The sequence below is a fragment of the Rubrivivax gelatinosus genome, from assembly GCF_004340905.1.
Lineage (GTDB): Bacteria > Pseudomonadota > Gammaproteobacteria > Burkholderiales > Burkholderiaceae_C > Rubrivivax > Rubrivivax gelatinosus.
In genome coordinates this window covers 197,707-211,794 of sequence record NZ_SLXD01000011.1, presented here as the reverse complement: position 1 = coordinate 211,794, position 14,088 = coordinate 197,707, and the positions used below count along the sequence as shown (strand labels likewise).

The window sequence follows — 14,088 nt, the reverse complement described above, 5'->3', positions numbered from 1 at the left end:
ACAACTGGCACAGGCCACACCACAGCATCGACCTCAAGCCGCCGGTCTCACGTCTCTTGGTTCCCCGAAAGAACCTGTTGACACTTCACAGCTAGAGCGAGAAGACCTTGCGCAGGATCGCGCTGCCGGTGCCCACCGGGTCGGCACGGATCTTCTTCTCCTCCTCGCCGATCATCAGGTACAGGCCGTCGAGCGCCTTGGCGGTGACGTACTGCTGGACGTTGGCGTCCTCCTGCCGGACGAGCCCGAAACGCGAGGCCTTGCCGGCCACGGCGTTGTAGCGATCCGCCAGCTTCACCTTCTCGGTGGCCTTGGTGACGATGGGCAGGAACTTCACGCCCAGCGGCTGGCGCGTCTTGCGCGCGAAGAAGTCGGTCACCGAGGTCTCGCCGCCGCGCACGATGTCCAACGCGTCCTCGACGCTGATGGACTTCGCCGCGCTGACGAGCAGGGTGCGGGCCTCGGGCACCGCGGCCTCGGCGGCGCGGTTCATCGCCGTCACCAGTTCGTCGACGCGTTTGCCCTGGCCGGTGGCGCGCAGCAGCCCGGCGGCGTCCTCCAGTGCGCCCGGCAGCGGGATGCGCACCTTGGGATTGCCGAGGAACCCGTCGGTGCGGCCCAGCAGCCCGACGGCAGCGACCGCGCCGCGCTCCAGTGCCGCGCGCACGCCGGCCACGGCATCGGTTTCGGTCAGCGCGGCGGCGCGGCCGGCGAGCGGACAGACGCCCGCCGCGGCGGCCAGCGTCCACGCGAATTGCCTGCGATCCATCGCATCTCCATCAAGACGGGAAGACGAGATCGTGCGCGCGCCCTCGCGCGCTGGCAACCCGGTCAGCCTTCGGTCACGCCCGCCGCGTGCGCCTGCTGGTCGGCGTGGTAGCTGGAACGCACCATCGCGCCGACGGCGGCGTGGCTGAAGCCCATGGCCGCGGCCTCGCGCTCGAACATCTTGAAGGTGTCCGGGTGCACGTAGCGGCGCACCGGCAGGTGGTGGCCGCTGGGCGCGAGGTACTGGCCCAGCGTCAGCATCTCGATGCCGTGCGTGCGCATTTCGCGCATCACCTCGAGGATCTCCTCGTCGGTCTCGCCCAGGCCGACCATCAGCCCGCTTTTCGTCGGCACGGCCGGCACCTCTTCCTTGAAGCGCTTGAGCAGGTTCAGGCTGAAGGCGTAGTCGGCGCCCGGCCGCGCTTCCTTGTACAGGCGCGGCACGGTCTCCAGGTTGTGGTTCATGACATCCGGCGGCGCGGTCTTCAGGATCGCCAGCGCCTTGTCCAGGCGGCCGCGGAAGTCGGGCACCAGCACCTCGATGCGGGTCTGCGGCGACGCCTCGCGGATCGCCGTGATGCAGTCGACGAAGTGCTGGGCGCCGCCGTCGCGCAGGTCGTCGCGGTCGACGCTGGTGACGACGACGTACTTCAGCTTCAGCGCGGCGACGGTCTGGGCCAGCTTCTTCGGCTCCTCGGCGTCCAACGGGTCCGGGCGGCCGTGGCCGACGTCGCAGAACGGGCAGCGCCGCGTGCACTTGTCGCCCATGATCATGAAGGTCGCCGTGCCCTTGCCGAAACACTCGCCGATGTTCGGGCACGAGGCTTCCTCGCAGACCGTGTGCAGCTTCTGCTCGCGCAGCACGTTCTTGATCTCGTAGAAACGCGAGGACGCCGAACCCGCCTTCACGCGGATCCACTCCGGCTTCTTCAGCACCTCTGCCGGCACCACCTTGATCGGGATGCGCGAGGTCTTGGCCTGCGACTTCTGCTTGGCGGTCGGGTCGTAGGCCGGGGTCTGGGAGTCGGTCATGGCGCGGGACGAGGGCGGGCGTGAAGGCCCGGGATTATCCGCCCCGGCCCTTCGCCGCCCGGGCGTCAGGGTCGGCGCCGCGCGGATCAGCCCGGCGCCAGCCGCCGCGCCAGCGCCTGGCCGAAGGCGCGCGCGGCGTCCTCCCACGCGACCTCGATGCCCAGCGAGCGCAGGTCCACCGTCTTCAGCCCCTTGTAGCCGCAGGGGTCGATGCGCTCGAAAGGCTGCAGGTCCATCGCGACGTTCAGCGCCGCCCCGTGATAGCTGCAGTGGCCGCTCACCTTGATGCCCAGCGCGGCGATCTTGCCCAGGCCGGCGAACGGCTCTTCGTCGCGCGGCACCAGGCGCGCGTGGCCGAAGGGGTCGTCCAGGCGCACGTAGATGCCCGGCGCGCCGCGCACGCGGTGGCCGGTGACGCCGACGGCGCCGAGCACGTCCAGCACCGCCTCCTCGAGGCGGAAGACGTACTCCTTGACGAAGTAGCCGGCGCGCCGCAGATCCACGAGCGGGTAGGCGACGACCTGGCCGGGGCCGTGATACGTGACCTGGCCGCCGCGGTTGGTGCGCACGACCGGGATCTCGCCGGCGGCGAGCACGTGCGCGTCGCGCCCGGCGATGCCTTGCGTGAAGACCGGCGGGTGCTCGACGAGCCAGATCTCGTCTTCGGTGTCGGCCGTGCGCGCCTCGGTGAAGCCGCGCATCGCGGCCTCGGTCTCGGCGTAGTCGCGCCGACCCTGCAGCAGCAGCCGCATCGCCGTCAGAGCACGACCTTGACCATCGGGTGCGTGCTGAGCGTGCGGTAGAGCTCGTCGAGCTGCTCGCGGCTCGTCGCCATGACGGTGATCGTGAGCCCCATGTAGTTGCCGCCCTTGCTCGGACGGCGCTCGACGCGCTGGCGGTCGAACTCGGGGTCGAAACGCAGGGCGACTGAGACGATGGCTTCCTCGAAGCCCTCGACGTGCGCGCCCATCACCTTGATCGGGAAGGCGCTCGGGTACTCGATGAGGCTTTGTTCGGGCGGGATGTCGGCCATCTTGACTTCAGATCGACTGCAGGCGCTTGGCCTGCTGGTAAGCCTCGTACAGGCGGGCATAGACCGGGCCCGGCTTGCCACGCAGCGCGCCATGGCCCACCGGCACGCCGTCCAGGCGCGTGACCGGCAGCACCTCCTTGGTGGCCGAACTCAGCAGCACCTCGTCGGCCGACAGCAGCTCGGCCTCGGAGACCGGGCGCAGGCTGTAGGGGATATCGCAGTCCTCGCACAGCTCGCGCAGCAGCTCGAAGCGGATGCCCTCGAGCACGTGCTCGCTCTTGGGCGCGCCGATCAGCGCGCCTTCCTGCACGATCCAGACGTTGCTCGACGAGGCCTCGGTGAGGAAACCGTCGCGCAGCAGGACGGTCTCGACGGCGCCGTGGTCGGCCGAGATCTGGCGCGCGAGCACGTTGCCCAGCAGGCTGGTGCTCTTGATGTCGCCGCGCTCCCAGCGGAAGTCGCGCGCGGTGATGCAGGCCACGCCGTGGTGGCGCTGCTCGGCCGTCGCGTGCTTCAACGGGTTGACCATCATGAAGACGGTCGGCTCCAGCCCGTCGGGCATCACGTGGTCACGCGGGGCGACGCCGCGCGTGACCTGGATGTAGACCACCTGATCGTCGACGCCGCGCGTCTCGGCCAGCGTCTGCACCAGGCAGCGGCAGCGCTCCAGCCACTCGTCGCGCGTGTGCGGGTTCGGGATGCGGATCTTCGCCAGGCTGCGCTCCAGCCGCGCCAGGTGCTCGTCGAAGCGGAACAGCCGCCGGCCGTAGACCGGCACGACCTCGTAGATCCCGTCGCCGAAGATGAAGCCGCGGTCCAGGACCGGGATCTTCGCCTCGGCGAGCGGGGTGTAGTGGCCGTTCAGGTAGCAGAGCGTGTCGGGCAGGGCGATCGCCATGACGGTCTCGGTGTGGACGCCGCGTGAAGGCCCCAGATTACTTGATCCAGAGCCTCACGGCATCCCAGGCGCGGCCGAAGATGCCGGCCAGCTCCACCGGCTCCAGCACCTGCAGCGGAATCTGGGCCACCGTCGTGCCACCGGCAGTCGTCACCTTCAGCGTACCGACGCGCTGACCCTGCTGCAGCGGCGCCACCAGCGGGTCGGTGCGCTCGATCGAGGTCTTCAGCTTGTCGCCCTCGCCGCGCGGCACGGCGACGAAGATCGCGCCCGGCGCGCCCAGGCGGGCTTCGGACTTGCTGCCCTTCCAGACCGGCACCGTGGCCACGGCCTTGCCGGCGTCGAACAGGCGGATCGCGTCCCAGGCGGCGTAGCCCCAGTTCAGCAGCTTCTGGCTCTCGTTGGCGCGGGCCTGCATCGAGGCCGTGCCCATCACCACCGACAGCAGCCGGCGCTTGCCGTTGGGCATGTCGCGCTGGGCGCTGGCGACCAGGCAGTAGCCGGCGGCCTCGGTGTAGCCGGTCTTCATGCCGTCGACGCTGGCGTCGCGGCCCAGCAGCAGGTTGCGGTTGTCCTGGCGGATGTTGTTGAACGCGTAGGCCCGCTCCGAGTAGATCGGATAGAACTTCGGGTGGTCCTGGATGATGCGCGTGGCGATGTAGGCGATCTCGCGCGGCGTCGTCTTGTGGCCCGGCTCGGTCAGACCCGAGGGGTTCTTGAACTGCGTGTTCTTCAGGCCCCAGGCCTGGGCCTGCTTGTTCATCATCGCGACGAAGTTCTCGACCGTGCCGCCGACCGCCTCGGCCAGCGCCACCGTCGCGTCGTTGCCGCTCTGCACGATCATGCCGCGCAGCAGTTCGTCGACGCGCGGCTGCATGCGCGTGTCGATGAACATCAGCGAGCCGCCGTACTTGCGTTCGTCCCAGGCGCGCGTGGACACCGGCACGCGCTGGTCCAGCGCGAGCTTGCCGTCACGGATCGCGTTGAACACCAGGTAGGCGCTCATCAGCTTGGTCAGCGAGGCCGGATCGGCCGGCGTGTCGGCGTCGCGTTCGGCCAGCACCTGGTTGGCGCTGGCGTCGATCAGGATGTACTGGCGCGCGGCGACCTCGGGTGGCACCGGCGCCTGGGCGTGGGCGCCGGCCACGAAGAGGGCCAGCACCAGGGACAGGATTCGTTTCATCGGGAAAAAATGGGGTGGGTCAGCGGTGCCAGGCACCGACGACGATCTGCTTGAGCAGCGTGAGCTGCCCGTGGAAGAAATGGCCGGCGCCGGGCACCACCGTCAGCGGCAGCGACTGGGGACGCGCCCAGTCGAGCACCGCCGCCAGCGGCACGACCTCGTCGGCCTCGCCGTGGATCACGACGCTGTCCTGAGGCACCGGCGCGGCGCGAAAGTTCCGCACCGCCGGCGCGACGAGCACCTGGCGCTCGACCGGCGTGCCGGCGTCGGCCAGGCGCGCAGCCAGCTGGGTGGCGATCGCACCGCCGAAGGAGAAGCCGCCGACGGCCAGCGGCAGCGAGGGGTCGCGCAAGGCGGCGGCGACGGCCAGCGCGTCGTCCAGCTCGCCGACCCCGGCATCCCATTCACCGCCGGAGCCGCCGACACCGCGGAAGTTGAATCGCACCGCGCGGTAGCCCAGCTGCACGAAGGCGCGCGCCAGCGTCTGCACGACCTTGTTGTCCATCGTGCCGCCGTGCAGCGGGTGCGGGTGGCAGAGCACGGCGACGCCGCGCAGGCCGGCCGCGGGGGCGTCGATCGCGACGTCCAGCGGGCCGGCCGGGCCGGGAATCGCCCGGCGCTCGGTGGCGGCGTTCATCGGCCGACGTCGGGCGGCAGCATCAGGCGCTCGACGGGCCGCCCGTTCAACAGGTGCGACTCGACGATCTCGTCGATGTCCTCGCGGTCGACGTAGGTGTACCAGGTGCCTTCGGGGTAGACGACGGCCACCGGGCCGCCGGCGCAGCGGTCCAGGCAGCCGGCCTTGTTGACGCGCACGCCGCCGGCGCCGGACAGGCCCTCGGCCTTGACACGCGCCTTGCAGTGTTCGAACGCCTCCTGGGCGCCCTGGCGGGCGCAGCTCGACTCTCCGGCGGGCCGTTCGTTGAGGCAGAAGAAGATGTGGTGCCGGAAATAACTCATGGCGGGATTGTAGGCAGCGCCCCCGGCACCGACGGCGCGCAGGGCATCACTCGCGGCTGGCCAGACGCCCCAGCAGCCAGCCGCCCGCGGCATAGGGCCAGAGCCAGCCGACCCACTGCGCCAGCCCGTGGAAACGCACGAAGCGCCCCTGCTCCCAGCTCTGCAGGCTGTCGGCGAAGTACGGGTCGGCCGGCGCCTGCGCGACCAGCGTCACCAGAACCGTCAGCACCACCAGCCCCAAGCCGCAGGCGACACGCCGCCCCACCGGCGCGAGCAGCAACGCGATGCCGGCCGCGGCCAGCAGCACCGGGCCCACGGTCGGCGTCAGCCAGGCCAGCGCGTGCTGCGGACCGAAGTTCAGCAGGGTCGACAGCGTCATCGTCGCCGCGGCCAGCGCCAGCGCACCCGCGGCCAGCACCGCACGCCGCCAGCCCGGCGCGACGACCGAGTACGCCACCAGACAGGGCGCCAGCAGCCCCAGCGCCGTGACCGCGGCTTCGGCCGGTGGCCACAGGCGCTCGGCGGGCGTCGGCAACGCGGCCAGCAGTTCGTAGACCGGGTCGGCCCAGGGCACCTCGTCGATCCAGTCGAGCGCGTAGCCGCGCAGACGCTCGCCGAACTGGCCCAGGCCCAGCGGCACCGGCGCCGGGAACAGCAGGCCCAGCGGCCACAGCGCCAGCAGCGCCAGCGCGCCGGCGCTGCGCGGCACGAACCAGCGCTGGCGCAGCTGGTGCCAGCGGTCGACCAGACCGGCGGCATGCAGCGCCGCGCCGGCCAGCGCACCGATGGCGCCGCCCGCCGAGTTGAGCACGAAGTCCTTCAGCGACGGGTGACGCGTCGGCAGGAACTGCTGCGTGACCTCGGCGCCGTAGGACAGCAGCGCCGAAAGCACGATGCCCAGCGCCAGCGACGGCAGCGGCCGCCAGCCACTGCGCCGCGCGGCGATCAGAAGCAGCGCCCCCAGCGGCACGTAGCCGACGAAGTTGGACCAGTCGTCGAACGGCGTCACCCAGCGCGGCCAGGGCAGCGCCAGCAGCGCCGTCAGCTCCTGCCCGGGCGGCAAGCGCCAGCCCTCGAACGGGAACAGGCTGGCGTAGACGATCAGCGCCGCGAACGCTGCCGCCAGCGGCGTGGCCGAGCTGCGGTGACGGTCGCTCGTCACGCCTGCGGTGCGCCCGCTAGAAGGGCTTGACGACGACCAGCACGACGATCGCCATGAACAGGATCACCGTGACCTCGTTGAAGACCCGGAACCACTTGTGCGAGCGCTTGTTGGCCGAGTTCTCGAAGTCCTTGAGCACGCGGCGGCAGAACTCCTGGTAGACGAGGATGCCGGCCACCAGCGTCAGCTTGGCATGCAGCCAGCCGGCCCCGGCGCCGACGCCGTAGTACAGCCACAGCAGCAGCCCCAGCACGAAGGCCGGGACCATCAGGATCATCATGAAGCGGTACAGCTTGCGTGCCATCAGCAGCAGGCGCTCGCGCTCGGCGTGGCTGTCCGACGGCACCATCGCCAGGTTGACGAACAGACGCGGCAGATAGAACAGCCCGGCGAACCAGCTCGCCACGAAGATGATGTGGAAGGCCTTGACCCAGAGGTAGCTCATCGGGCCATTATGGCGGGCGCCACGAGGCAGAAAAAAGGAGGCCCCGGCGCGGAGCCGGGGCCAGCAAGCCTTATCGCTGTCATCACGGTAAGGCACCTGCTCAGGGAGGAAAAGCAGGGAATGACCACCGCGCGTGCGGCTATCATTCATCGGTCACTTTAGCAGAGTGACCGGCGAAGAGCCAACCGAAATCCGTCGGGCCTTCGCAGGCGTGTGACACGCTCCAGAACCCCCAGGATCGATCGTGCGTACCCTCCCTCCGTTCCCCGCGAGCCGGCCGCGCCGGCTGCGCCGTGATGCCTTCACCCGCGCCCTCGTGCGCGAAAACCGGCTGGCCCCGGAAGACTTCATCTACCCGGTGTTCGTGCTCGAAGGCACGAAGCAGGTCCAGGACGTGCCGAGCATGCCCGGCGTGCAGCGCATGAGCCAGGACATGCTGTTCGGCGTCGCCGAGCAGTGCGTCGAGCTGGGCATCCCGGTGCTGGCGCTGTTCCCGAACATCGACGCCTCGCTGAAGACGCCCGACGGCCGCGAAGCGACCAACCCCGACGGCCTGATCCCGCGCACCGTGCGCGCGCTGAAGGACCGTTTCCCCGAGCTCGGCGTGATGACCGACGTCGCGCTGGACCCGTACACCAGCCACGGCCAGGACGGCCTGCTCGACGAGACCGGCTACATCCTCAACGACGCCACCGTCGAGGTGCTGACCGCGCAGGCGCTGACGCACGCCGCCGCCGGCGTCGACATCGTCGCGCCCAGCGACATGATGGACGGGCGCATCGGCGCGATCCGCAACGCGCTGGAGGCCGGCGGCCACATCCACACGCGCATCATGGCCTACAGCGCCAAGTACGCGAGCGCCTTCTACGGCCCGTTCCGCGACGCCGTCGGCACCCGCGGCACGCTGGGCAAGAGCGACAAGAAGGTCTACCAGATGGACCCGGGCAACTCCGACGAGGCCCTGCGCGAAGTGGCGCTGGACATCGCCGAGGGCGCCGACATGGTGATGGTCAAGCCCGGCCTGCCGTACCTGGACATCGTGCGCCGCGTGAAGGACGAGTTCGGCATGCCGACCTTCGCCTACCAGGTCAGCGGCGAGTACGCGATGATCAAGGCCGCCGCGGCCAACGGCTGGCTGGACCACGACGCCGTGATGATGGAAGCGCTGCTGGCCTTCAAGCGCGCCGGTGCCGACGGCATCCTGACCTACTTCGCGCTCGACGCCGCGCGTCTGCTGCGCCAGCGCTGATCCCGCCCGCATGCGGGTCTTCCACGTCGGCGCGCCGGGTTTGCGCGAACTTGGCGCGCTGCCGGACGCGCTGCCGGCCGAGGGCTTCCTCTGGATCGGCAGCGCGCGCCGCGTCTTCGAACTGCGGCAAGGCGAGTTGCAGGCGGCGCTGCAGCGCTGGAGCCTCGGCGCGCTCGTCGACCTGCACGTCTCGGACCTGCTGAACAACCAGCTGCCGAGCCACTACGACTACACCTCCTGGTACGACCTGCTGGTCTTCCGCCGCCTCGCGGCGGCGGCCGGCAGCCAGGACCTGTTCGTCGACGACGAACACGGCACGATGGCCAGCGCCGAACGTGCGCTGCGTGCGATCGACACCAGCCCGGTCGGTTTCGCCGTCTTCGATCGCGTGCTCGTCACCGTGCACCCGACCGACTGCGCCGTGCACGAGCACTTCGCGGCGCGCCTGGCCGGTGCCGGCGCGCGGCTGCCGGCCAGCCCGCCGGACCTGATGCTGCGCATGGTCAACCACATGGTCGACAGCTACCTGGACCTGCGCCGGCTGCTGACGCGCCAGCTCGGCTACCTGCAGCAGCGCCTGCTCGACCCGAAGAGCCGCTTCGGCGACTGGAGCGTGCTGCTGCAGTCGCGCACCGCGCTGCACGCGCTGGAGGACACCTGCGAGGACCAGCGCAGCGCGATGCAGGAGTGGATCGACGCGCTCGACGAATGGCCCGAGCCCGCCGAAGCCGCGGCCCAGCGTGAGCGCGAGCTGCTGCGCGTGCGTTCGCGCGACGTGCTCGAACACGTCGAGCGCGTGCTGTCGCACGTGCGCCGGCTCGAGCACTCGGCCGAGACGGCGGTGCAGATGCACTTCTCGGCGGTGGCGCACCGCACCAACGACATCATGCGCACGCTGACGGTGCTGACCGCCGTCTTCATGCCGCTGAACCTGATTACCGGCTTCTTCGGCATGAACTTCGACTTCCTGCCGCTGGTGCATTCGAGCAGCGGCATCTGGGTCGCGATCTGGCTGATGCTGGCCGTCGGCATCGGGCTGGCGGTGTTCTTCTGGCGCAAGCGCTATCTCGGCGAAGAGCGCCGCTGAACCTGTCCTGCCGATGACGCGTCCGACCCGCCGCCAGCTGGCGGTCCTGCTGCTGCTGCTGACCCTGATCTGGGGCCTGAACTGGCCGGTGATGAAACTCGGCGTCAGCGGCTTCCCGCCGCTGTCCTTCCGCGCCGTGTCGATGCTCGCCGGCCTGCCGCTGTTCGGCCTGGCGCTGCTGGCGCTGCGCGTGCCGCTGGCCCTGCCGCGTGCGCACTGGGGCGAGCTGCTGCGGCTGACGGTGTCCAACATGCTGGTCTGGCACGTCGTCGTGATCCTCGCGATCCCGTCGCTGAGCTCGGGCCGCGCGGCGATCCTCGGCTACTCGATGCCGGTGTTCGCGGCGCTGTGGGGCCGCTGGCTGTTCGGCGACCGGCTGGGCTGGCGCCAGCTCGCGGGCGTCGTGGCTGCCGGGCTGGGCGTGGTGCTGCTGCTGGCACACGAGGCCGGGCGCCTGGCCGGCGCGCCCTGGGCCGCGGCGGCGATGCTGCTGGCCGCGGCGACCTGGGCCTACGGCACGCACCGCCTGCGGCGCAGCACGATCCCGGTGCCGCTGCTCGCGGTGGCGTTCTGGATGACGGCGGTGACGACCGCCGTGATGTGCGTGCTGGCGCTGGCTTTCGAGTCCCAGCGCTGGACCCTGCCGTCGGCGCCGGTGGCCTGGGCCATCGCCTACAACGCCATCGGCGTGTTCTGCTTCGCGCAGGCGGCCTGGTTCTACCTGGCGCGCACGCTGCCGCCGGTGGCCAGCTCGATCAGCGTGATGATGATCCCGGTGCTCGGCACCTTCTCCGGCGCGCTGGCGCTCGGCGAGACGCTGCACTGGCAGGACTTCGCGGCGATGCTGCTCATCGTCGCGGCGATCGCCTCGGTGCTGGTGCGGCCGAAAGCCGGCTGATCAGCCCCGCGCGTAGGGGTCGGCGAAGCCCAGCGCCGCGAGCAGCTCGGTCTCGCGCGCTTCCATCGCCTCGGCCTCGCCGTCGTCCTCGTGGTCCCAGCCCTGCGCGTGCAGCGTGCCGTGCACCAGCAGGTGGGCGTAATGCGCCTCCAGCGTCACGCCTTGCTCGGCGGCCTCGCGTTCGACGACCGGCGCACAGAGGACCAGGTCGGCGACGACCTCGGGCTCGTGCTCGTAGTCGAAGGTCAGCACGTTGGTCGCGTAGTCCTTGCCGCGGTACTCGCGGTTGAGCGTGCGGCCTTCGTCCTCGTCGACGATGCGCACCGCGATGCGGCCGTTGGATTCGAGCGCCGTGCGCACGAAGCGCGCGACGCGGTGGCGCGCCAGCGCGCCGCGGTGGCGGGCGTCGGCGAACTGCAGCGACAGTTGGAGTTCAGGCTTCACGCGGCTCCCGGGCGGCGTCGTAGGCCTCGACGATGCGCGCCACCAGCGGGTGGCGCACGACGTCGGCGGCGGTGAAATCGGTGAACGCGATGCCCGGCACGCGCTTGAGGATGTGCCGGGCCTCGACGAGGCCGCTGGCCATGCCCTTGGGCAGGTCGACCTGGCTGACGTCGCCGGTGACGACGCACTTGCTGCCGAAGCCGATGCGCGTGAGGAACATCTTCATCTGCTCGCGCGTGGTGTTCTGCGCCTCGTCGAGGATCACGAACGCGTGGTTCAGCGTGCGCCCGCGCATGAAGGCCAGCGGCGCGATCTCGATCAGCCCGCGCTCGAAGGCCTTGGCGACGCGGTCGAAGCCCATCAGGTCGTAGAGCGCGTCGTACAGCGGGCGCAGGTAGGGGTCGACCTTCTGCGCCAGGTCGCCGGGCAGGAAACCCAGGCGCTCGCCGGCCTCGACCGCGGGCCGGGTCAGCACGATGCGCTGCACGCCGTGGCGCTCCAGCGCGTCGACGGCGCAGGCGACGGCGAGAAAGGTCTTGCCGGTGCCGGCCGGGCCGATGCCGAACGTGATGTCGTGCGCCAGGATCTGGCGCAGGTACTGCACCTGGTTGGGCGTGCGGCCGACGAGGTCGGCGTGGCGCGTGTGCAGCACGATGCGCTCGGCGCTGCCTTCGGCCGGCGTGCCGGGCGCAGGCAGCGGCATCGCACCGGCTTCGGCCAGCGCGAGCTGCAGCCGGCGATCGCCGATCGGCGCGTCGGCCTGCTCGTACAGCCGGTCGAGCAGCGCGACGGCGCGTTCGACCGCGGCGCGTGCGCCGTCGATGCGGAAGCTGTCGTCGCGGCGTGCGAGCGTGACGCCGAGGCCGGCTTCGATGGCACGCAGGTGCGCGTCGAGCGGGCCGCAGAGGTGGGCGAGCCGACGGTGGTCGGCCGGGGCGAGCGTGTGGCGGCGGATCAAGCGGCGAGGATGCGGGGGGACGGCGGGGAGTGCCATTGTCGCAGCGCCGCCGGGCAAGCGGCATGCCTCAGAATCGGTCGACATGTCGTTGTACGCCGTCCTGCTCCGCCGCCTGTCGTCGCTGCCGACCCTGCTGCTGCTCGCCCTGCTGGCACTGCCGGCGCTGCCGGCGGCGGCGCAGACGCTGCGCATCACCTCGGCGCTGGCGGCGCCGGGCGACACGCCCGGCTTCCCCGCCGATGCGGCGGCCAGGCCGGTCAGCCTGCCCGACGACTGGTCGCGCTCGCGGCCGGGCGCCAGCGGGCCGGTCTGGTACCGGGTGGGCTTTCGCGCGCCGGAGCGCCCGGGCGACGAGCTGAGCGCGCTGTACATCGAACGCGCCTGCACCAACCTCGAGGTCTACCTCAACGGCCAGCTCGTCTTCAGCGGCGGGCGCATGCGCGAGCCGCTGACCAACAACTGCGGCCAGCCGCAGCTGGTGACGCTGCCCTCGGCGCTGATCGCGCCGGAACTGAACACGCTGGACATCAAGGTCGCCGGCCAGCCGCTGGCGCGCGTGGGCTCGCGCTGGCGCGCCGGCGGGCTGTCGGCGCTGGAGCTCGGCCCGCAGTCGCAGCTGCTGCACCGGCAGGCGCGCCAGCACACCTTCGCCGTCGCGCTGCCGCAGGCGCTGTCGGCGACGCTGCTGCTGATGGGCAGCTTCATGTTCGTGCTCGGCACGATCAACCGGCGCGAGTCGCACCTGGCCTGCTTCGGCGCGCTGTCGGTGCTGTGGTCGGCGCTGGAGGCCAGGCTGTGGCTGCGCACGGTGCCGGTGGACCCCGCGGTCGCCGAGTTCCTGCTGTGCTCGCTGCTGGCCTTCATCACGCTGGCGGCGGTGCAGTTCCTGCTGCGCTACGCCCAGCACCGCAGCCGCGTCGCCGACCGCCTGCTGCCGCTGCAGTGCGCGGCGATGCCGGCCTCGCTGGTGCTGGCCGGCCCCACGCAGCTGCACGCGCTGACGATGCTGTGGTCGCTGGTGCTGGGGCTGCAGGTCGGCGCCGCGGCGATCTACTACCTCCGTGCGCAATGGCGCGCGCACTCGCGCTCGTCGTGGGTGATGGCGGCGACGCTGGGCACGCTGGCGCTGGCCGGGCTGGTGGAGTTCGTCTCGCAGCAGCTCGGTGGCAGCCCGATGCCGGCGCAGGCGGCCCGCCTGGTGGCGCCGCTGATGTTCGTCGTCGTCGGCCTGCGCCTGGTGCAGCAGCACGGGCGTGCGCTGCAGGAAGCCGAACTCGGCCGCGCCCACCTGGAGGAACGCGTGCGCGAAGCCACCGCCGAGATCGAGCGCAACTTCCGCCAGCTCGCCGAACTGCGTGTCGAGCAGATCACCGAACGCGAGCGCAAGCGCATCGCCGCCGACCTGCACGACGACCTCGGCGCCAAGCTGCTGACCATCGTGCACACCAGCGACGACCAGCGCATCTCGACACTGGCGCGCGAGGCGCTGGAGGAGATGCGGCTGTCGGTGCGTGGCCTGACCGGGCGCGCGGTGCGCATCGCCGACGCGCTGGGCGACTGGCGCGCCGAGGTCGTCAACCGGCTCGCGCAGGCCGGCATCCAGGCCGAGTGGGAGGCGCCCGAGGACCTGACGCAGATGCTGTCGGCGCGCGCCTTCGTGCAGACCACGCGCATCCTGCGCGAGGCCACCAGCAACATCATCAAGCACAGCGGCGGCTCGCACGCCTCGGTGACCTGCACGGTGGCCGACGGCGACTTCAAGCTCGTCGTCCAGGACGACGGCGACGGCATCAAGATCGAGAACGACGGCCGGCTGGACCGCGGCCACGGCATGGCGACGATGAAGAACCGCGCCAAGCAGCTGCAGGGCCAGTGCCTGGTCGAATCCTCGCCCGGGCGGGGGACCGTGATACGGCTCACGATCCCGCTGGACCGCGCGCTCGAGGCCGCCCCCTAGCCCGTCCCACGGCA

16 protein-coding genes are annotated in these 14,088 nt (G+C 71.1%); 4 read left to right on the top strand and 12 right to left on the bottom strand.

Annotation, left to right across the window (positions count from 1 at the left end):
• Nucleotides 1-91: 91 nt before the first annotated feature.
• From EV684_RS17685 to EV684_RS17640, 10 genes are all read right to left on the bottom strand, one after another.
• Nucleotides 92-769 (bottom strand): DUF4197 domain-containing protein, encoded by a 678-nt coding sequence (locus EV684_RS17685; protein ID WP_132648612.1) that lies wholly within the window; start codon nucleotides 767-769, stop codon nucleotides 92-94.
• 62 nt (nucleotides 770-831) lie between these two features.
• The gene (lipA, locus tag EV684_RS17680; protein WP_132648611.1) at nucleotides 832-1,800 is read right to left on the bottom strand and encodes a lipoyl synthase; all 969 of its coding nucleotides are present in this window, start codon (nucleotides 1,798-1,800) and stop codon (nucleotides 832-834) included.
• 86 nt (nucleotides 1,801-1,886) lie between these two features.
• Nucleotides 1,887-2,552, bottom strand: a complete 666-nt coding sequence (gene lipB, locus EV684_RS17675) for a lipoyl(octanoyl) transferase LipB (protein ID WP_132648610.1) — start codon at nucleotides 2,550-2,552, stop codon at nucleotides 1,887-1,889.
• Between the two features lie 5 nt (nucleotides 2,553-2,557).
• Nucleotides 2,558-2,833 carry a DUF493 family protein gene (locus tag EV684_RS17670; RefSeq protein ID WP_132648609.1) on the bottom strand — a complete coding sequence of 92 codons (276 nt, stop codon included), beginning with the start codon at nucleotides 2,831-2,833 and terminating at the stop codon, nucleotides 2,558-2,560.
• Between the two features lie 7 nt (nucleotides 2,834-2,840).
• The gene (locus tag EV684_RS17665) at nucleotides 2,841-3,731 is read right to left on the bottom strand and encodes a D-amino acid aminotransferase (protein WP_132648608.1); all 891 of its coding nucleotides are present in this window, start codon (nucleotides 3,729-3,731) and stop codon (nucleotides 2,841-2,843) included.
• Between the two features lie 37 nt (nucleotides 3,732-3,768).
• Nucleotides 3,769-4,914, bottom strand: coding sequence for a D-alanyl-D-alanine carboxypeptidase family protein (locus EV684_RS17660; RefSeq protein WP_132648607.1), 1,146 nt, complete (start codon nucleotides 4,912-4,914; stop codon nucleotides 3,769-3,771).
• A gap of 19 nt (nucleotides 4,915-4,933) precedes the next feature.
• A complete protein-coding gene (locus EV684_RS17655) occupies nucleotides 4,934-5,551 on the bottom strand; it encodes an alpha/beta hydrolase (RefSeq protein ID WP_132648606.1) in 618 nt (205 codons plus the stop codon).
• Nucleotides 5,548-5,874: a (2Fe-2S) ferredoxin domain-containing protein gene (locus tag EV684_RS17650; RefSeq protein WP_132648605.1), complete on the bottom strand. Its 327-nt coding sequence runs from the start codon at nucleotides 5,872-5,874 to the stop codon at nucleotides 5,548-5,550. The genes EV684_RS17655 and EV684_RS17650 overlap by 4 nt, the downstream gene beginning before the upstream one ends.
• Nucleotides 5,875-5,920: 46 nt before the next feature.
• Nucleotides 5,921-7,036, bottom strand: coding sequence for a VanZ family protein (locus tag EV684_RS17645; protein WP_132648604.1), 1,116 nt, complete (start codon nucleotides 7,034-7,036; stop codon nucleotides 5,921-5,923).
• Nucleotides 7,037-7,052: 16 nt separating this feature from the next.
• Nucleotides 7,053-7,481, bottom strand: coding sequence for a CopD family protein (locus EV684_RS17640; RefSeq protein WP_132648603.1), 429 nt, complete (start codon nucleotides 7,479-7,481; stop codon nucleotides 7,053-7,055).
• A 244-nt stretch (nucleotides 7,482-7,725) separates the two neighbouring features.
• On the opposite strand from EV684_RS17640, the gene hemB reads away from it, so the two are divergent.
• From hemB to EV684_RS17625, 3 genes are read left to right on the top strand one after another with little or no spacing between them, the layout of a single operon-like run.
• Entirely contained in the window at nucleotides 7,726-8,730 is a 1,005-nt protein-coding gene (hemB, locus tag EV684_RS17635; RefSeq protein ID WP_132648602.1) for a porphobilinogen synthase, read from the top strand.
• Between the two features lie 10 nt (nucleotides 8,731-8,740).
• On the top strand, nucleotides 8,741-9,817 hold the full coding sequence (locus EV684_RS17630) for a magnesium transporter CorA family protein (RefSeq protein ID WP_132648601.1): 1,077 nt from the start codon (nucleotides 8,741-8,743) through the stop codon (nucleotides 9,815-9,817).
• 13 nt (nucleotides 9,818-9,830) lie between these two features.
• A complete protein-coding gene (locus EV684_RS17625) occupies nucleotides 9,831-10,715 on the top strand; it encodes a DMT family transporter (RefSeq protein WP_132648600.1) in 885 nt (294 codons plus the stop codon).
• On the opposite strand, the gene ybeY is transcribed toward EV684_RS17625, so the two are convergent.
• Nucleotides 10,716-11,159 (bottom strand): rRNA maturation RNase YbeY, encoded by a 444-nt coding sequence (gene ybeY, locus EV684_RS17620; RefSeq protein WP_132648599.1) that lies wholly within the window; start codon nucleotides 11,157-11,159, stop codon nucleotides 10,716-10,718.
• Nucleotides 11,149-12,117 (bottom strand): PhoH family protein, encoded by a 969-nt coding sequence (locus EV684_RS17615; protein ID WP_132648598.1) that lies wholly within the window; start codon nucleotides 12,115-12,117, stop codon nucleotides 11,149-11,151. Before EV684_RS17615 ends, ybeY begins: the two co-directional genes overlap by 11 nt.
• An 82-nt stretch (nucleotides 12,118-12,199) precedes the next feature.
• On the opposite strand from EV684_RS17615, the gene embS reads away from it, so the two are divergent.
• Complete coding sequence (embS, locus tag EV684_RS17610; protein ID WP_132648597.1) at nucleotides 12,200-14,074, top strand: sensor histidine kinase EmbS; 1,875 nt, start codon at nucleotides 12,200-12,202, stop codon at nucleotides 14,072-14,074.
• Nucleotides 14,075-14,088: the final 14 nt, after the last annotated feature.